The 20,867-nt window shown below is 58.0% G+C and carries 9 protein-coding genes; 6 read left to right on the plus strand and 3 right to left on the minus strand.

Annotation, left to right across the window (positions count from 1 at the left end; genetic code table 11):
• Nucleotides 1-2,368 (minus strand): helicase-related protein (locus BMW35_RS14730; protein ID WP_143052215.1); only part of this gene is annotated, 2,368 nt, incomplete at its 3' end.
• 3 nt (nt 2,369-2,371) lie between these two features.
• Nucleotides 2,372-6,589, minus strand: a complete 4,218-nt coding sequence (pglX, locus tag BMW35_RS14735) for a BREX-5 system adenine-specific DNA-methyltransferase PglX (RefSeq protein ID WP_089670448.1) — start codon at nt 6,587-6,589, stop codon at nt 2,372-2,374.
• Between the two features lie 124 nt (nt 6,590-6,713).
• Here pglX and BMW35_RS14740 point away from each other — a divergent pair, with 124 nt between their 5' ends.
• Genes BMW35_RS14740 through pglZ form a run of 5 tightly spaced genes read left to right on the plus strand, consistent with a single transcriptional unit; the run spans nt 6,714 to nt 17,706 of the window.
• Complete coding sequence (locus tag BMW35_RS14740) at nt 6,714-7,547, plus strand: BrxA family protein (protein WP_089670449.1); 834 nt, start codon at nt 6,714-6,716, stop codon at nt 7,545-7,547.
• Nucleotides 7,544-11,287 (plus strand): hypothetical protein, encoded by a 3,744-nt coding sequence (locus BMW35_RS14745; RefSeq protein WP_089670450.1) that lies wholly within the window; start codon nt 7,544-7,546, stop codon nt 11,285-11,287. The genes BMW35_RS14740 and BMW35_RS14745 overlap by 4 nt, the downstream gene beginning before the upstream one ends.
• Entirely contained in the window at nt 11,284-11,925 is a 642-nt protein-coding gene (locus BMW35_RS14750) for a BREX protein BrxB domain-containing protein (protein WP_089670451.1), read from the plus strand. The genes BMW35_RS14745 and BMW35_RS14750 overlap by 4 nt, the downstream gene beginning before the upstream one ends.
• Complete coding sequence (locus tag BMW35_RS14755; RefSeq protein WP_089670452.1) at nt 11,918-15,601, plus strand: hypothetical protein; 3,684 nt, start codon at nt 11,918-11,920, stop codon at nt 15,599-15,601. The genes BMW35_RS14750 and BMW35_RS14755 overlap by 8 nt, the downstream gene beginning before the upstream one ends.
• The gene (pglZ, locus tag BMW35_RS14760) at nt 15,598-17,706 is read left to right on the plus strand and encodes a BREX-5 system phosphatase PglZ (protein ID WP_089670453.1); all 2,109 of its coding nucleotides are present in this window, start codon (nt 15,598-15,600) and stop codon (nt 17,704-17,706) included. Before BMW35_RS14755 ends, pglZ begins: the two co-directional genes overlap by 4 nt.
• Before the next feature lie 187 nt (nt 17,707-17,893).
• On the opposite strand, the gene BMW35_RS14765 is transcribed toward pglZ, so the two are convergent.
• Entirely contained in the window at nt 17,894-19,102 is a 1,209-nt protein-coding gene (locus BMW35_RS14765) for a DNA-methyltransferase (protein ID WP_089670515.1), read from the minus strand.
• 188 nt (nt 19,103-19,290) lie between these two features.
• Here BMW35_RS14765 and BMW35_RS14770 point away from each other — a divergent pair, with 188 nt between their 5' ends.
• A complete protein-coding gene (locus tag BMW35_RS14770; RefSeq protein WP_089670454.1) occupies nt 19,291-20,817 on the plus strand; it encodes a restriction endonuclease in 1,527 nt (508 codons plus the stop codon).
• Nucleotides 20,818-20,867 lie beyond the last annotated feature (50 nt).

The following is a 20,867-nucleotide window of genomic DNA, read 5'->3' on the forward strand; positions in this document are numbered from 1 at the left end:
GGTTCTCAATGAATGGCAAGAGCTTCAACCCGACAACTCCGTCCTCACCGGCCGACAATCGTTCGCGCAGTCCCAACACGACCGAATCGTCGGGGGAGAGATACTCGATTCCCTGATGATCCATCGCGAATTCCCGGGAGAAGGTTACGGGTCCACGCTGGGTTTCGGCACCAGTCTCTGAGAGCGACGCTGGCAGGAAGACATCATACAGCTGGTTACCACGCTTCTCAAGGCGCCCACCGAAAGCTTCCAACCCCCGCTCGACAAAGGCCCGGATATCGGCTTCCGTCCCAAACACGTCGGCCGATTCATCCATTATATCCTGAATCCGCTCGCGACTCTCAGCGTCGAACGTGCTTGGATCGATCAGGCTACGGTCGTACCACTCAAGCAGAGTCTGCTCACGCTCTTCCATGAGCTCCTCTAACTCCGCCGCGGTCGCTTCGGGGGGCTCCTCGTTCTGGAGCGACCGCATGATCAGGTCGTCGATGTTGATGTCGTCAAGCATCCCCAGCACGTCTGCGGTCGACCCAACCTGGGAGCGAATATTCTCGACCTTGTCCTGCAACAACTCGAAAATCTCACCCTCTCGTGTCCCCTCGAACTGGAAGTTCCAGACCTTGACCTCCTTCTCCTGTCCATAGCGGTGGATTCGGCCGATCCGCTGTTCCAGGCGGTTGGGGTTCCAGGGGAGCTCGTAATTCACCATGATATGGCAGCTGTGCTGGAGGTCGATCCCCTCGCTGGCTGCATCAGTCGCAAACAAAAGCCGAGGCTCGCCGTGGTTGAACTGATCCTCGATCTGCTGTCGGTCGTCCTTATCGACGTCGCCGTGGATCACCAGAATCTCCTCCGCCCAGGGCTGGTCTGATACCTCCTCCAACAGGTAATCGAGGGTATCTCGGTATTCTGTAAACAGTAACAGCTTCTCGTTAGGGTTTTCTTCCAGCAATTGCTGGATGTAGCGCTTGACCTGCTGAGCTTTCGTGTCGACCGGAATCGATTCAGCCTGACTCACCAGGTCCTGGAGCATCTTGATTTCTGTCTGCAGGGCGTCATCGCCCTTCACCACTGTCAGGGTCTCCAGTTCCTGCTCGGCGGCCTCCCGATCGTTCTCCTCTAAGTCCTCGCCGTCGAGATACGCTTCTGCATCCTCGGATAGCTCCTGATTGGCGCCGCCTTCATCCAACAACCCCTGCAGGCGTCGACGCAGCGTTTCCCGAATCGCACCCACGCTGGAGACGAGGCGCTTCTGCATCAGTGCCATCGCAAAGCCCACAGCGGGCTCGTTGAGTTGCTCCGAGCGGTTGTACACCTCTTGAACATACGTCGTCACGCCCTCGTACAGTTGCTCCTCAGCGGGCGTCATCGACACCGTCATCGTCCGGACGTCTCGGTTGGGGAAGATCCGCTCGCCGTTGTCGTCGTAGATGGTCTGCTTACCTCGACGAATCATCATCTGCTCGACGGTCTCCCGACTCAACTCCTGGTCCTCGGCGACGAGGAGTGGGTCGAGATAGCTAATCAGCGACCGGAACCCCTGCCCTTTCCCGTCATGGGGCGTCGCACTTAGCAGCAACAGTGATTCGGAATTATGTGCCACGCGTTCGGCCATCTGTGAGGTGACGGAGGGACTGTCCCCACGCTGGGCGGCCTTGTGGGCCTCGTCGATGACGACGACGTCCCAGAAGGCCTCCTCTAAGGGGGGTTGAAACTCCTCCTGCCGGAGGAACGCCATGCTCGTGATCAGCTGGACGTCGTCCTGGTCCCAGATGTTGGCCGCGTCGCCCAACTGTCGGCGTTCGCCCTCGACCCACGCTCGGTCGGCGACGGTCAGGTCGATGTCGAAAAACCGGTCCATGTCCCGGACCCACTTCTTCTGGAGATGGGCCGGAACGACGAACAGCACGCTGTCGGCACGATTCCGTGCATGGAGCTCTTTCAGGATGAGTCCTGCCTCAATGGTCTTGCCCAGCCCGACGTCATCAGCGATGAGCGCCCGCTGTCGAAGCGACTCCATGACTTCGTTGACACAGGCAAGTTGGTACGGCTCCAGTCGGACCAGCGAGTTCGAAATCGAGAGCAGTTGGCCTTGTTCGTGGGCGATTGTTAGATTGAGTGCTTCCATCCGGAGGTCGAAGCGCTCGGCGTCGACGGCTTCATGAGCTGGGTGGAACTGCTCAAAGTTTTCTGTGAGGTCGTCCAGTTGGCTCCCGATCGGCGTGATCTCGACGTCGGCGACGGAGACCGTCTTGGCGCCGACACCCTCGATGTAGGCCCGGAGATATTCGATATCGCCGACGCTGTCGGTGCGGATTACTTCGGCCGGTTGGTCGTTGATCCGAACGCGGTCTCCTGGCTCGTACATCTGTTAGAGGACGTCGTCCTCGACGGTACGCGGGACGATATTCTGGTCGGCAAGCGGCGTGATGTTGATCGCGACGCCATGTTTGTGGTTCGGTCGGTAGCCAGCGGTCGTGATCTCTGAGAGAGCACGGTCGGCCCACTCATCGGAGATCTCGCTGGAGATTGCGCCACAGGAGTGAGCGATGTTCTCCCCGAGACCAATGTATTCGTCGACATCGCTCGCCAGCTGGGAGATGAGCCGCTCTCTTTCGGAGACGCCCGCACCGTCGAGGCTGGTCTGGTCGGCATTCTCGAGCTTGTCGAAGTAGTACGTCATGTAGAGGATCCCGTTGCTCGCGAAGTGCGAGCTGCCGAGCAGATCGTCAGCGAAGTAGTTGAACAGGTCGTACAAATGAGCCTCGACAGGCTCGCTTGTGTCCGCTGCGTAGGCCTCGAACGCCGTTTCGAGGTCCACGAGCGCGTCGATCCACTCCTCGCGTTGCTCGTTGACCTTCTCGTAGAAGTTCCCCGTGAATAACTCGCCTAAGTCGACATCCTCCATTTCCGCGAGCTCATCGACGACGTCGAGCCGCTGTTCGGTTCGCTCTCGGAACTCGGTGACACGCTCGGCGGCCTCGGCGGCCGTCTCCTGGTTGTCCTCAGAGAACTCACGGGGCGAAGGCTGTGCGAGGTCAGCCATGGCGTCCTCGAACTCCTGGATTTGGGTGAGCTCGTTGTCGTAGCGAGCGTACTCTTGTGCTGCTTCCGACTGTTCTGTGGTGGAGAGCGAGTCATTATTCCGCCGGCGGTTTGCGGCCCGGCGGCGATCACGGAGCGTATCTTTCCGTGGATCGAGGTAGTTGTTCTGCAACCGGTCGAATACTCCTGCATCCAGCTGGTGATAGTCAATCAGGCAGCCGAACCCTTGACTCTCGACGTCAGAGACGAGCCGCTCGGTGGTGAAGCGCCACAGGATCGGAGTTCTATCGAACTTCTTGACATGATAGTCGAAGAGATCCTCTTCGAGCCACGTCCGAAGATTGGGGTAGGCTTCTTCAGCGGCGCTCTGACTTCCGAGGATATCGTCTACTTCGGCAAGTCGGTCCTCAGCATGTTCGCCCCAAACTCGCGCAAACTCTGCCTCAATGTGGGCAAGAAGGTCTTCTTTTCCTTCGATCGAGGAGGTGGGAATTATGCCATCGTCGGATTCCTGGACTGCGCGAAGAGTGAAGTGCAGCAGCAGATCCTTGACTTGTTCAGGGAAGTCATCAGAGGGTTCGGTGATCGAGTCAGGGTCGTACTCCTCCTGCGTACGTGGATTCTCAATGGTTCGTAAGGCAATCTCCTGAAGAACCGTTTCACGCTGTTCGTCAGTAATGCCGAAGCAGTCGAAGACTGCCTCATCTATGCTGTTTGCACAGATCTGGAGGTTCTTTTCGACCCGTTCGAGGTGCTTTGCAGCAGCAGTTCCGGTTTGACGAAGTGACTCAGACGGAGAAGCTTTCTCAGCCGGTTCATCCAGCTCAAGGTCCTCACGTAGTTCACGGTGCGGGTGATCGTAGCTCCCCAGTGGATCGTCAACGCCGAGTGCGTCTAGTAAGAGGGGGCCGTTGTAGTGCGGTGAGACGAAGTCGTACTGCCGTTTGGAAATCAGATGACCTACTGCCTCGCGAGAAAGAGTACTGAGTTCGTCGAGTTCTTCCAGTTCCTCGCGCCAAGGGACCTTTGAGACGAACCCTACCTCCCACATTCGTTCGGAGGTCTGTGTGAGCATGAGGTAGGTGAAGAGGTGGCTATTCGTATATGAGAGCGCGTTCCAGATTGCTCGGTCGGGGACTAATACTGAACCCTTGTGACCAAATACAGAGGAGTCTGGTAGATAGCCAAAACGACGACCACTACGCTTAGCAACCGTGTATGTGAGAGATTCGTTAAAGTAATACTGTGTGTTACGTGGGTAGGATTTGGGATATCTAGAGACTTCAGTTCCGTCTTCTCCCCAGAGAAGGGTATTCTTCGTCCGAGGCAGAAGCCACGCGTCTGCACCACCTTTCGCAAAGGGGACCCAGTCAGATGAATTGTCTTCCCAGAATTGGTGCACGAAACGGGAGTCATCTGCGGTTGCAATTCCCTGCTTAATATCGCCAAGCGTTTCGCGTCCATCGATACCAGCATTATCCGCATCCAAGACAGTCTCTGATTGATATAGTTCTCTCAGGTCTTTTGGAACCCAGTAAGAGAGTGGAGTACCTGGTACCTTGTCGAACTCGGACAGGGATCGGTTATACAGCCTCTGGACATCACTTGCCAGAGTGTTGAAAGAGGTGGTGAGGAACTTCCCCTCTTTCTCAGCCTTTTCCACGTCCGGAAGACGAATGAATGTTCCAGACTGACCACTTTCTGCTTCAGACCGAACTACAGTCCCGACCGTTCCGACTGTTGCATTATCCAGGATATCGTAACCGAATTCGGAAAAGAAGTCGAAGGCTCCCCGCTCACCAACGAAATCCTCTCGGAAGTCTTGGAAGGACTTATTGAACATGAACGACCAGGGGACCAGCATCCCGGTTCGGCCGTCCGCTTTTGCAAGCCTATCGCAGACCTCGAAGAAGTTTATGTAGTATTCCGTCGTATACTCGTAGTTCTCCTCAACATACTCCTGAACGGCGTCGGGCATACGCCCTCCCGACCCATACGGCGGGTTCATCAATGCCGTATCGTACTCCTGGGTCAACACAACAAGCAGATTCAAGAAACTCCGTAGGTTCTGCTCGCCGAAGGAATCACTGGTCCGCTCCTCTACGGCCCGTCGAAGCGCTTTGAGGAACGAATTGAGTGACTGGTGATCGCCCTGCTGGAAGTCGCCCAGCTCACTCTGCGTCTTCGTCGAATCGAACACTTCCTCAAGCGTCCCACTCACGTCGAGCAGACTACCCAGTGCTTCCGTTTGGCGGAACGTCGCGATAATGTTGTTCAGTGCCTCACGCAGCTCACTTCCCTCGCCGGTTATCTTGTCGAGCACCGCTGCCCCCTCGTCGATCTCTGCAACCCGAGCATCAGCACAGACAATCCCGACGTTAGGCATTTCGAAGTTGCCGTCCTCTTCCTCAGCTCGCGTTCGGGCCTTTAGATAAAGGTTGAACGCTGAGAGCTGGCAGGACCGTAGATCGATGTCCACGCCATACAGATTATGCTCTAGCACCTTCGCCGGAATCTCCGCACGATCCAGATCCGTCTCTTCCCACCAAATCCGCTCGAGAATGTCGAAGGCATAGAGGAGGAAATGCCCGCTGCCACAGGCAGGGTCGATGACACGCAGTTCCCGTGGGTGATCAAACTCCGGAGCCTCTCCGGCCTCCTCATCGGGAATGAGGTACGTACAGAGCTCCGGAACGCTCGGAGAGTCCTCAGGGGTCACTAACCGCTCTTTGCGCTGCTCGGGCGACAACGATTCCGGCTCGGGAATCGCGTCCTCTTGCCCAGTCGATTCGAGATAGAGCTTGCCCAGCGAATTGTCGGTCAGCATCCGAACGACCCAGTGGGGCGTGTAGAACTGGTTCGCCGGCCCGACGTCCTCTGGATCAAGCGAGTTCTTGGCGTCGAGCGATTCGACAACCGGGCGGTTGTAGTATTCATACACCCAGCCCAGCACGTCATCAGCGCGCCACACTTCCGCGGGAATCTCGTCTAACTGCTCGACTGCATCCTCGAACAACCCGGCGTCGACATCCAACACCGAATAGGGTGAGTTCGTATCGAAGAGAATCTCGATCTCGTCATCAAACCGCTCACATGCTTGCTCATACGCCGTAATAACCGCCTCATCGGGTCCCAAATCAAATCGATTGGCAACCACCTGCTCGGCCGCGGGCGTCATTCCTGACTCCCCGATCTGGGTCACAGGCTGGTCGATGAAGCCACGAACCTCCAGACAGCGTAGCGCCGCGAGCCGATTGACGAACGTATAGCCAACGCCACTTAGATACTGCTCGTAGGCCCACTCCCAGGATTTGTCGCCGGGATTCTCCTGCTCCACAGCATCAACCAAATCCTCACGCACTGCTTGCTCCTCATCGGAAAGCCCCTCACCACCCTCTCGCTCAGACAGATCGTACTGCTGTTCGAGTTCGTATTCTACCTCACGCTCGACCAACGCGCGTAATTCCTCGACAACGTCCTCGAGATGTTCACGTTCTGCCTTGTCGAGTTGAGCTTTCCGGGAAGATGAATCGGACCCAGACACAATTGTATGCAAACTCCCCCCGAGCCTACATGAACCTTCGCATGGCAAGACGGCAGCCGATTGTCCATTGTCAAAGTGATTCAGGACAAGAACATCTAAGTGAACACCTCTCCCCTTACAGCGTATGCCAGACGGCCGGCCATCGGGGAATTTCGAGTTCGGCTCCCTGAACGGCCATTTCAGTCCGGACGAGACACATATCGGGCTCGTCGCAGCGAGCCTGGATTTGGAACAGACACGGGCCATCGTCGAACTGTATAACGAATGTGGAGATTGGGAGACGACCAACGACGAGTGGCTCGAACAACGAAAGGCGGGCCGGCTGACCGTCGAAGGCTCCCGACGCGCCTACAACGCGATCAAACCACGACTGCAGGAAGCCGGCGGGGGACTCCCACCGCTCAGTCAGCTCCCGGCGGTGCTGGATGCATGCCGGAAAGAACGGGACCAACACCAAGTCTTGTTCTGTTACCTCGTCGCCGAGGACGCCGTGGTCCGCTATGTCCTGCATGAGTACATCCAGCAACTCCAGCGAAAGAGCGTTAGCAGCCTTGATTTCTCCAACGAGCAGATTATCGCGTTTCTGGACCAGTTCCGCCATACAGACGGCTCGCCGCTGGATTTCTCCGACTCGACGAAAGACCGGTGGGGGACGAACTTCCGGAGCGCCCTGCGTTCAATCGGTGTGATCCAATCCAAACAGGGAACCGACGGCGACGTCCCCAACATCGGCGACGTCCCCCTTGAGACAGCGGCTTACTGGTCGTGGCAACAGTTGGACGATGAGTGGTTACAGAACCCGCTGGGATGGCGGTATCTCTTCCAACCACAACCGTTCTGGAGCCCCCAAAGCGACCGGCTCACCAAATCAACTCGGTGGAGCACCCATGAGTCCCATGGGCGTCTCTGGTACGAGCCGGTCGAGGACTTCTACGCGAAATTCGGGACAACAGCATGATCGACGACGAACACCTGTTTGACGACCCTGACCCGCAGTTCGAGGAATCGATCCGAATCGACCGGGACCTGGAAGTCGAGGACGACGCCGAGGAGCGGGAACTCCTCTACCAACGCTACCTCGACGACTATCACCTCACGGACGCAACCGTTGACTTCCTTGAGGACCTGTTCACCCACTTCAGGGAGGACACCCCCGACGCCGACGAGCGAAACCACTGGCTATATGGCTACTACGGCAGCGGGAAGAGCCACCTGCTTACTGCCCTGGACCTCCTGCTTGATACGCCACAGGTCGAAGCCCACGACGGTCAATCTGCCTGGGAGCGCTTCGACGACAAGCACGCCGAGCCCGAGCTCGGCGAGCAATGGCGCGGCCTCCATGACGACACAGTCATCGTCCCCCTGTCGATCAACCTACTCCAGTACCAGGGTGTTCGCGAACAGAGCTTCAGCGAAATCGTCCTACAGGAGGTATACAAACAACGCGAGCTCGGCGAACGCCTCGATGTCGCCTTCTTCGAAGAGGAGTTCCAGCGCACGGGCGGGCTGTTTGATACCCGTGATGTCTGGGACCAGCGCGAACAACTGCTGAACGATATCCTCGCTGGAGAAGGGGTGAACAATCCCGACTATGACTGGGACGCTGTTCGGCAGTACCAGATCCTCTCAGACATCGTCCTCCCGGACCTCACAGAACGAGCCACCGGGATGGTCGACAACCTTGCCGACATCCAGAACAAGAAGATCGGGCAAGAGCTCGCTGTCAAAAAGATCGAAGACTACCGCCAAGAGCTCGAAGCCCAGTACGACCGCCCGGTGAAAATCGCCCTCCTGATGGACGAGGTCACCCTGTTCATCGGTGGGAACTACCAGCGCCTCTCCGAACTCAACGCGCTTGCGGAGGGAATCAAGGACGTCGGCAATGGCAACATCATCTCAGTCGTAACAGCCCAATCGGAAATCGAGGACGTCCAACCTGGGCTCGCCGTCAAACAGCTCAACTTCGGGATTCTCAAAGACCGGTTCCCCCAGCAGTACGAACTCCCAAGCCGCCATGCCGGAGAGATCGTCCAACAGCGCCTTCTCGCCAAATCCGAGGAGGGCGCCCAATGGATCCAGAACAACGCCCTGACGGCGACAGTTGATCCGAAAATCATGCTGACCTATCGGGAGGTCACCCAGAACACGACCCCCGGGTTGGACGACATCGACGACGAGCAGTTCAGCCAGTACTACCCGCTGCTTCCCTACCAGCCGGCGCTGTTCATGGAAATCCTCTCGAACCTGCGAGAGCTGCTCCCCGACGCCACAAAATCGATCTTCTCAGGAACCGCCCGCGCGGTCCTCGCTTTGGTCGCTGGGCTACGGGCCGAATGGGCAAAGAAAGACGGCGACATGCCGGTCATCAGCCTGGTGGATTTCTACAACCTCGTCCAGTACGAGCTGAAAGACATCATTCAGGAAAAGACCGAGGTCATCGAGGATATCGGAAACGACCCGGAGACCGACGAATTCGACCTGCAAGTCGCCAAGGCAGTCCTCTTGCTGTCGTACGTCCCCGAGATGATTCCCCAAACAGACTCCAACATCGCGACGGCGATCATGGACGACCTGGAAGGGGAGATCCGCTCGAACGTCCAGCAGAGAGTCCGAACCTCATTGGAGGGAAGCCTCGAGAAGTACATCCGCCCGGACACCAGCACGGACGGCGCCGACCTCCGACTCACCGATCGTGAAGAGCAGCGCCTCATCTCCGATGCACGGGAGTACGAAACCGAGCCGGAGTGGGACGAGATCATCTCGTCGCTCGACAATCACCTCTGGGGAGAGATCGTCGCTGACCTGGGCCTCCCGACAGGGTATGACTGGGAAGCCGATGAGGACGACACCACCTATCCGGTCGGCTATGCATTCGATATCGACGGGACGGCTCTCGACACTGCCTACAGTGATAGTGAGTCCACCGTCTTTGACGTCGACGTCATTATTCGAGGACTGCGACCGGACGCTGAGGACGACAGCGTCGCCAAAGACAAACTCTACTGGGAACTCGAAGCGGAAGGAATCGACGAGCTCCGCTCGCAACTCACGGAGTGGTGGGCACTCGAAAAAGCAACGAGCAAAACGAACCCACCGGAATCGGTCGTTCGAGATCGAAGTGACGCAGCAAATCGCGTCAGGGAGAAACTCCAGGCAGCCCTCTCAAAGGGCGACTTCACCGTCCAAGCTGACGAGTTCACAACCATCGACAATGCGCTATCGGAGTACGTCTCCGAGACATATCCGGATTACTTCCACCCAGAACTCGCTCGGATTACCGAATCGCACCTGAACGAACTCAGCCAGATCGATGATGAAGATCCGCTCCCGGGATGGGCCAACACCATCGGCGTTCCGGAACAGTCGACCGGCGACATCGCAACCTTCGGCGATATCGCCTTCGAGGTGCGAAAGCTCATCGGAACCCAAATCCAAGACAGCGAGGACGGCGTCGACGTCGCCACGATTCTGGATCGGGCAATCGCCGACGAACCACTCTTCAGCGTGGAGACGCCCACCGGCGAAGATCCATCGCCAGCCCTCTTGGCCGTGCTGTGGGGGCTGTGTCGAGCGGGCGTGTTCAGACTCACGACCGTCGAAGGCGAACCAGTCGAACTCGACGCGCTCCTCAGCCCGCGTCAACACACGAATCTGACGCTATCGACGGTTCCGGTGGGAGAGCGAGCGAAGGACGTCTTCGTCGACCATGACATCATCGAGCCCACTGAAAGCGAGAATCAGGGCTACATCAACTTCGTCGAGCAGCTGGAAAGCATCGAAACCCGGGCCAACGGCCTCAAAAGCGACGCCAGCGTCAAAGCAGAGACTACCTTCGAAACGGCAGCAGTGAACACGCTGATCCATCGGCTTGCCTCAACCGCCCGAGACATCGAAGCCGCCGCCGCTGAACGGCAGGACGAAGCCACGTCCGTCGACACGGGCGACCTCAGAGACTTGGTCGAGGAAATGGAGACAGACCGGGAGACCCTGACCATGGCCGAAACCCACTGGGAAGAACGCCTCCCGTTCCTGCTCCAGCTCGAAGCCCTCACCCGACCGGAACTCCGGGGCGTGGAGTGGCTTGGCGAGGACGTCCATGCTGACCTCCAGTCACTCACCGACCAGGTCGGCGCTACAACCGACACGGACTGGTGGACCGACGATGGCTGGAGTTCCTTCGTCAGCGACCTCGATGCACGCACTGACGCAATCAACAACCTCACCGACGCTTGGGCTGACCAGCAGACACAAACCGGCATTGCGTCACTCCAGACGGATCTGGAGGACTATGCCTGGCTGATAGAGCCAATGGACCTTCCACCGACGGTCAGAGACGGTTTCAGAGTCACATACGTGGACCCACTTCGAACCTTCAGGAGAACTGTCGAGCGAATCACGACCACCATGGAGGGCCTCACTGATCCGGAGCCAGGCACCCGAGACACGAGTACACTAACGAGCATCCTAGGCCGACTTGATGGCTCTCTGCAGTGGGACAGCCTGACCACAGCAACCGTCGAAGAGCGCCGAGAGACCCTCACCACGCTCGATCGCGTCGTCGACGGCAAGGCACCGAAGGAACTGACCGGCGTTGGGCTCCTCCATGCTGATGATGACGCACTCAGAGCCCACATTGAGTCCTTCGACACTGAGGAGTTGGAGCTGATCGATGTCGATGGCGGGGTGATCGTCCGATGAGCCAGGAGAAAAAGAAGAACCCACTGAAGGCATTCACCAGAGAGCTCGTCGACTTCGCTCGTGGGGAGCGCCGCGGGATTCGGAATCCGTTCGTCATGGTGCCTGTCGATCCGCCCGTCGAACACCGTCTTACCAAGCGCCTCGAAACATGGGCAACCAACCCGGACGGAGATCTCGAAGAGTGGGAGGACGTCACCGACACTGCGGGCACCGATGTAACGGTCACAACCATCCGGCTCGACGGACTCATGCCTGAGACGGACGCCTTCGAAACCAGCATCGACCTCGGCCCGCTCGATCGCGTCGAGACGGCCGCCGTCGAGGATACCCTCGAACGGAACCTCGCCGCTGAACTGGTCGATGGCCTCATCGCAGAATACATCCAGACCGGCGCCGTCGAGAATGAGCGCTCGTCAGTGTTGGTCCTGCTGAACCTGGGGAGTCTCTACCCCTTCACCCGGGCGTCGGAACTGCTGGATGAACTCGATCGGAAAAACATCAACACAACCGTCGGCATTCCCTTCCCGGGCTCAGTCGTCGGCGGGCGACTCAGCTTCTTCAATGAACAAGCACGCCACTACTACCCGGCCCACCGAATCGGCAACAAAGTGAATGCGGGGTACCTGACCGATGTCTGAATTCGACACGCTCGCTGACCTGTTTCCGCCGGACCGCCAGCCAACCCGCGAACTCGAACCGATTCAAAAGGTCGACAAAACCGACCAGATCGAGACGGACATCGACGAGTTCTACGAGACCGACAGCGCAAAGCGCGTTCTCAAAGAGACCGCCGCGATCATCGCAAACGACGACGTTGAGCACCGCTTCCGGTATGTCCATGCGACCTTCGGCTCAGGGAAGTCCCACCTGCTGAAACTCATCGGCGTCGCCACCGGCGAATTAGCGGGCTTAGAGTCCTACGCTCACGAACTCGCAAACACTACATCGGGATTCAAAGAGTTCCGCGAAGCGATCGCGGACTCCCATATCGATCACCTCCAGCCCCTGTTCCTCAATCTGCTGGACCGCGATCGAGACGATACGAAACTCCCACTCATCCTGTATGAAGAGCTGGGGCGCCGCCGTGGCTATCACACTGACCTCCCATGGCTACTGGAGTTCTGCTGGCAACTCGATATCGAACACGGCCTCTGGGAGCAACTCCAGACGTTCGAACACGAATCACTCAGCCTTGCAGACGTCGTCGATCGCCCGGCTTCCCTCCGCCCGTGGCTCCAACAGGCAATTCCCAAGCTGGAGGGCGCCGCTGACGCCGGGCTTGACTCCCCTGCAGCTGTCGACGACCGAATCGAGGCCGCAGCCGAGGCGATCGATCCGGACGCATTCGGCCCTGACGATCTCGTCGAACGGCTCCATCGCACGAAGCGCCATCTGGAACGAGACGGCGACACGTATGAATATCTGATCGGGCTGGACGAAATCGCGATCTACGTCGGCGATCAGCAGCGTCGGTATGAGGAAGTCGTCGACACCGTCACCGCCCTCATCGATGGGCTCAATCCCCCGATTCTGGGCACCGGCCAATGGCCAATGCGGGACATGCAACAGAACTTCCTCGGCGACGTCGACGACAATGCGTGGTTCGCCCAGGAAGTGAAACTCGAAGGCGCCGACACCGAAACCATCGTCCGGAAACGCTGGCTGCAAAAATCCGCGGCGGGCGCCGACCACATCGACACAACGCTGCTTGCAGAGGCGCCCGAGCTCGACCCGACACTCACCGACGACGCCGACCCGCCCTCCCATAACGACCCAGTCGAAGCCTATCCGTTTCGCGATCTGGACCTCTGGCTCCTTAGAGACGCCATGCAGGGGCTTATCGAAGGCGATCGGGATACTGACCGAGAATACATCCAGGGGCGAGCTCTCCTTGCCCGCGTTCGATCGCTGTTCGTTAATCATGGCTGGGCAAGCGACCCGCCGGGCGTCATCGTCCCCTGGAACGAGCTCTTCGACATCATCGACGACGACACCGAGCTCATCTCTGCCTGGGCCACCGACCTCATCAGTCGCGTCGAGAGCACCCTGGATGCAGAGACCGCAGAAACCGCCAAGGCGCTGTTCCTGTTGAGTCAGGTCGACACCGTCCCCCGCACCGCCGACAACCTCACCCGACTCTTGATTGACGACGTCGAAACCGACGTCGACGCACTCACAGAGACCGTCGAGGGCCATCTCGAGGACTTGGTCAGAAAGAACCTGATCCGAGAAAGCACGGAGACGGAACCTTCGACCTACACCATCCTGTCAGAAGAGGAGATCCAGTTCTGGCAAGAAGTCCAGCAGGAAGCAACCGACCTCCCTGAACACCAAGTCCAGAACAACATTCGGCAGTTCATCCAAGAGGCTGACCCAACACACCTCCCAGCTCACGAAGGGTCACAAACTGGGTCCTTCGGCGATCTCGAAGGAATCACCTACACCGTCAGGTATGCGATCGACCGGTCGGTTCCTGACTCAGTCACCGAAGAGTACGACAAACTCGTCTTTCGGGTGCTTGTCCATGATGCAGACACCATTGCCGAGGAACGGACACAGTGGCAAGAAGCCCATAGTGGACCCACCGGTCGTGAAGACATCCTGATCACGGCCACCATCACCGATACAACCCGCCGGCAAGTGCGGGAGCTGATCGGAATGAAGCAAGTCCTGCGTGGGATGGCCGACCCGAGCCCGGACCACCGGCTCGACCAACAGTCGATGCAAGAAGAGGTCGAAGACGACCTCCGCGATCGGCTCAACGACGCCGCAGTCTATCGACCACAGCGAGAAGCATCCTATGGGACATACCTAGAGGATCTCGATGACGCCGTTGAAGCCGCTGTTACGGATAAATTCCCGAAGCGAAAGCACATCGATCACACCCTCCAGATGGAAGACCTGGAGGCGTTCATCGACTTCTTCACGAACGGTGGGCCATGGCCGCTGAGCGATGATGACGCTGAGGAGCTCGGCGTCAACCCCGTCCCCCGGGAAATAAGCGATGGGTGGGCAACGGAGTTCCTCGAACTGGATCGCTTCGACACCGATGAACGCGTCAGCGGCGATCGGGTGCTTGAGACCATCAATGGCCGGAGTGGGGAGTTCCTCGGAACTCCCGTCGAAGCCCTGCAGACGCTCCTCTTTGTCCTCTATGCCAAAGACAAAATCGCGATTCGAGCCGATGGCGAGCGAGTCACCGATACCCGAGAAGTCGCCCGCACCATCACCAGCACGACCCGCTTTGAGGACGCAATCATCGTCTTTGACCCGTCGCCTCCGCCGGAAGACCTGAGTGATGTCTATGCAGCCCTCGTCGGCGAGGAACCCGACTCAGATGACACACAGGACTTGCTTACGGGAATCGAGACCTGGGCCACCAATCACGCAGAAGAGTTCAACACCGTCGTCTCACGGACGGACTTGGAGTTCAACAGCCACCTTACACTGGCAACACTGAGCCAGGCACTCAAACCGGCCTTCGGTGACGACGAGCTGGACCCGAACCTCCTGACCAACGATGATGTGGTCGAGCAAGCCGAACGCTACGCTTCGGCCGCCCCGCTGTTCATCGCCGACGATGATGAGGAGCCCCTGTGGGACCGACTCAGCACGGTCAGTACATGGCTCACCGAGCACTACCCAACCGCCTCAGTCACTGGGTCGGTCAGCACTGCCACGAGTGGGTCACAGATCCCCAGCGCCGAGAGGGTGGAGACACTCTTAGACGACGCCGCGACGTTCAGAGTCGAGACTCTCCAAGAGTTGTCCACAGACCTCGCTGGTACACCCACGACCGCCGAAGACGTCGACGCCCTCAGAGAATCACTCACAGAAACCCTACAGAGCACATACCTCACGGAGGATATCGAAGCCGTCACCGAAGCCTACCCGACCGTCGATCTCGAGACACTCCAACAGACGATCGACGACGCGAACGACGCCGACGGAGCCCTCACTGAGGAGGCCTTCGGCGAAAAGGCGCTCCGAACCGATGCCGAGACGCTCTCGAACGGACGCGCCTTGCTCGAAACGAAAACAGACGGCAAGTCTCTGCACGCACAGCTCCAGGACGTCGCCGAACAGCTATCGGACGACAATATGGGATTCATCCCAACCCAAATCCGGAATGCAGTGAGTGGAAAAACGATTCCTGATCCTGATCGGGCCGAGCAACTGCTCACCCAAGGCCGATCCATCATGGAGGGTGGAAAGGAGGACATTGGAGACCCAGATACGAACGGTCTCTGGCAACGGCTCTCGAACTACGATGATGGGACCATCGTCGTCATCGACGCGGAGGACACCAAATGAACCAGCCCCAACACGATCTGACCGACGAAGCAGAACAGCACCTGCAGCAGGCCTTCCCGGACAGTCACACGACGGAGGTGCGAGTGGTCTGGTGGGACGACGGCGGGTTCCTCAAAGAGATCGTCAACGCCGCAGCTCAACAGCTGGGCGTCGAGTTCCGCGCCGCAGAGGGCTTCCCGCTCGCTCTCAGAACAGACGCACTCACAGAGGAACGGGAAGCCGACCGGCCCATTGTGTGGTACGTCGGCGAGGGCAAACAGGGTCGGGATTGGTTCCGCGATATCCGTGAGACCGGCGGAGAGGTCACCAAGAGCATCGAAGAGCTCACCGCCGACCTCTATGGGGTGAATCCGTGGGACATTTTCGACGTCGAAATGAACGACGCCGCCACCAGAACACAGATCGCCGGCATCATCAAAGCAGAGTTCCAGACACCCGGGATCCCCACATACGAGAGCCTCAGAGAAGAAATCTACACCCGCGGCGATGGCCGAATCATCGATCACCTCCTCCGTGAGGGCTGGCCCGAGATCAGCAGAGATCCCCAGACTGTTGCCGAAATCCGGGAGAAACTCGACGACGATATCCCCATTCAAGATGGTGCCAGCCCCGAGGAGATCACCAGCACCGTCCGTCGCTGGGCCGTCGCCCAAGCGCTGCACGTCAATGGCGTCGACGCCTCGCACTTCCCCGCGGGGTACGGCGAATCCAACCACAGCCCGCTGACCCAGCTGCTCAACATGGGTGGGAGCAGAGCCAGCGCCGAAGAGTACCTGGGCGAAGAGTTCTGGACGGACGTGGTTCGGAGCCTCGATGATGTCTGGACGTATGCTTCTTGTCCGGTCGATCGCGCCCTCGATGACGCCCTCTGGGAGTCCTGGTACGACTCCTTCGACGCAGGAGACCTTACCACCTGTATCGAGCAGGCACAGATCAGACAGGAGGCGCTGGAGGTCTATCCAGACTACACGGGCTGGCGCGATCTCTGGGCCCAGTGTGAGCACCTTGCCCGGCTCCAACAGCAGTTCAGTGCCTGGGAGGACCGAGACGGACAGGCCGATCCCTTCTCGGCCTATGCCGACGTCGATGAGGGCAGCTGGCAGATCGACGACCAAGTCCTCCAAGTCCAACTGACTGGCACCCCCGAGAGTGACGTTCCGGTCGATCACCCAGCGACAGGAACGCTCCCCGACCTTCGAGACGAACTGCTCACGAGTCGCTACCGTGAGTACCTCGAAACACTCGCCGAGGAGGTCGAGGCGGCAATGCAGGTTGGCCAACCATTGCTCAACAAGGATCCAGCCTATGAGTGGTGGAGCGACCACGAAAACGAGTTCAAGAAAGCTGGAACCGTCGCCGTCCTCCTCATCGACGCGCTTCGCTATGACCTCACACAGCGGCTTGCAGCGGAACTCAATGACGCCTTTGACGTCTCCCGTGAGACCAGGCTCTCAACGCTTCCCTCTGAGACCAAATTCGGGATGGCCGCACTCACACCCGGCCGCTCGTTCCGGTTCTCGCTCGAAATGTACAATGGGACGCTCACTCCCTTCCAGGGCGACCGCTCACTCTCGAACAAGCAGCGCCGGAAAGATTTCCTTAGTGATGAAGGCTGGAGCGTTCCCGATGACCGGGTGGACGGCTGGGGAGAGCATCGAATCACCTACTACGATAAGGAAATCGACGAGGTCGGGGAAGGCGAAATTGGCGAGATGGTCCATCACTTCGACAACTACGTCACCGAGCTTGCGGCGATGATTCGCGATAAGCTCGACAACAAGAACTGGGACCGAATCTACGTCGTTACTGACCACGGGTTCGTGCTCCTACCCGAGGGGACGACCACGGAAGCCGTTCCCTCAAGCGCCCCAGATAGCGAAGTGAAGTATCGCCGAGTCGCAGGGGATGACCTGAGTGGACTGACCAACGGTGTGTCAGTCTCTGGAAGCACGCCTGGGCTCAACGACTATCTCAAAGCGGATCTCCAGCTCCTCGTTGATCCGCGCCAACACTTCAGCAAGCAGGGCTATAGCGGCGATCGCTACTACCACGGTGGATTGCTCCCGCAGGAGTGTATGCTGTCGTTCCTCGTGATTCAGAAGTGACGGTCGAGGTGAGAGCCATATTTTCAGACAAAGGAACGCAGTAGTGGCTTCACATCGTCGATTCGTCGTCAAAGTAGCAGTCTCTGCGTTCAGTCAAGAACGCTGAGGGAGCACAGCCCTATTTGCTGCCCAGAATAGTATGTCGCACAGCGAGAGCATCAAGGGGGCCGACACACGAATTACGACGCTATGGGCTCTGAGCTTCCGGCACCGACGTCGACCCTGAGCGAATCTCTTCGGGCTCTTGGAAGCGATATCGAGATCCCTCAAGATATGCCTCCTCAAACTCGAAAGCGAGCCATTTGCGCCCGGTCTGTTGGGCCATCTGTCCGGTCGTGTTACTCCCCGCAAAGATATCCAATACTGTATCGCCCGGTTCAGTCAGAAACTGAATGAAGAACTTCGGAAGCTCGCGAGGGAACCGTGCTGGATGAATTTCCGTCTCTGTCTCTTTGCAGGCTTCGAGATATGGCGTCGTTGAGCGGGTATTGGCGATCTCGAGTACGTTGTCCTCAGTATGAGCGGCGCCAAGTGTCTGAACCAACTCCTCTGTCAAGCCCTCCTCAAGGACCACCTCCAGCAGGGCCTCCGGGACATCGAGGTTTTCGAGTAACTCCGCGGAACTCTGTGTCGTCGATGAATCATCGATTGCGTTTCGGAAGTTTGGCCGAATCGCCCCATCCTCAGCCGGTTCGTCGAAAGTATCACTAAGCTCGTGTTCACTCGGTCGTGACTGGGCGTCGTGTCCCTTCTCAATTAGCCGCTTCTGTGCGTCGCTGTACTCTTTTAGCACCCGACGGTTGTCCGGCTTCTCACGAGCGTCGTTCTTCGAGAGCCACCAGACATGGTTCACCGCGTCTTTAACCCGAATTCGTTCGATGGTTACCCATTGAGCTGGAGTGGGGAGTTTGGCCGGATTGTACCAGTAGAAGTCCTGGGCGAGATTGAACGTCTCACCGAATCGATCGGCGAGTAACCCGCTGTCGTCGGTGAGCGCCGAGAGGAGCTTGAAGTGGTAATGTGACCGAAGCGGCTTGCCCTTCTGCCACCCGCCGCCGATGTCGATGACGAGCGAGCCGTCTTCAGCAAGGGCCTCATACACCTTCTCAGCGAACTCAAGGAACCACTCGACGTACTCTTCGGGGGATTTGTTCCCGTAGGCCTTCTTTCGCTGAAGTGCAAAGGGCGGCGACGTGACGACAAGATCAATTGACGCAGGTATGATTTCATCAAGGAGCTGTCGACTATCCCCAGCATACGCAGCTCCCTGGATGGGCTCCTGACCGATGGCTTCGATGGATGGTCGGACCTCTACGGTCTCGTTTCCGGCCGTCGTTACGTACTGTGGCTGCCGCTCTACAAGATCCGTTACACGTCTTGGCTCCGTTGCCGTCATCAAGTCTTCAGGGTGGGACACAGCATCATTATCTAACTTCATTGAGCTGTCCTACCTAATCAGCTCACAGTATAAAAAATGTCCGCAGCTTGAGCTGAGCGAGGGGCGTTGGCTGCTACTTTTTCTCAGCGTGAAGTATATCAACGATACATCTAATACGTTGGTTCCTGAACAGTACGCAATCACCGATGGCTGGGAATGAATCCGACCTCCCCTTCGGAGATGCGTTCAGCCCGGCGCAGCTCGATACTGAAACCGGAAAATACACGAAGCTTGCAGCAGCCCTCGAGCTGGTTGGGGAACATGAAGGAGAGGAAACGGAGTTCAAGTCAGCCGTTGCTGAGCGATTCTTCGAGGGGTCTCGAAATCCTGAGGAACGTGCACGCTTGGTCGTACTGGGGCTCAAGAATCAAGGATATCAGCTCGTTACGGACGATTTCCGTTTCACCGACCTCGGTGAGCAACTGTACGAGCTGAGGGACGACGAAGGTCAGCTGTATCGTGAGTTCGCCCGGCATATTCTCCTCAATCTTCACGGGCGGCAAGTGATCGACATAATTCGAGATCTTCAATCGGCCGGGCAGGATACGACGGCAGACGAGATCAAGGACGCTCTCGGTCGCTATTACGATATCAAGGTTGGAGAAACTTCGAACCACTGGAGCCAGATGCGTGGCTGGCTCGCTGAAGCGGAGATTCTCAACACTGGAAGCCCGTACTACGAGATCAACACGAGCAGGCTCAACGAAATACTGGGACTCACCACGGAGGAGCTCGACGCACTCGAAGGGCTCACCGACGAACAGCGGGCGTTTCTCCGTGCCTTCGCGATAATCGATCCCGACGAAGCGATCGAGAATACGGATGTAAGAACGCTAGCAACGAATCACCACGATCGAAATATCCCGCAAGGGAAGATCACGGAGAACATCCTTAACCCGCTCGCAGCGGCCGGATATCTCGAGATTACGTCCCAACGTGGCTCACCGAACCTCATCGAGCCGACGGAAGCGTTCGATGCTGAGGTTCTTGAACCGATACTAGAGCAGTACGCCGAACGAACAGGAATTCCTCGAGAGGCGCTTCGGCTCAACTTCACCGAGCTCGAAAACGCACTCGATGGGGGAAGCTCATCTGAACGGCAAACCGGACTCATCGCGCTTGCTGTCCGGCTCGGGCGGCAGTTGGGACTAGAGTATGTCGGGCGCCGAACCGACGATAGCGGTACGAGCGAAGCCACCACGGACGTCATCATGGACGATGCAAACCTGACGTTGACGCGGTGGTTGATTCACTGCTCAGCCACACGGTCGAAGGTCACGCCCACACAGATTGCAAGCGTCACGACAACCGCACGACTCACGAACGCCACCACGATCCTCTATGTTGCCCGCTCCGGGTTCCGCGAGGACGCAACGCAGATGGCCGCCCGGATCATGCAAAACGAGCCCTACACGATATTGACGCTCAGCGAACAGCCAGATCCGGTATACGATGAGAACCCAGCAGCGCTTAGCGAGGCGTTGGAAAGCCAACTTCATTCAATTCGCCGAACGAAAGAGATCCCCGACGACGGACCGTTCCGTGGTCGTTCGTTCGGAATCGGGGAGGACAGTGAAGGATCTCAAGCCATGATTCAAGGGTTTGAGGATGACTTCGAACGGTTTCAGGAATCAGAATCCGAAGAGCGGGATTTGACCGATTTTACCGGATAACAAACTACGGTAGTGGACAGAAACAGTTCGCTCACAAACAAGAAATGCCG

This window comes from Halobacterium jilantaiense (assembly GCF_900110535.1).
Taxonomy (GTDB): domain Archaea; phylum Halobacteriota; class Halobacteria; order Halobacteriales; family Halobacteriaceae; genus Halobacterium; species Halobacterium jilantaiense.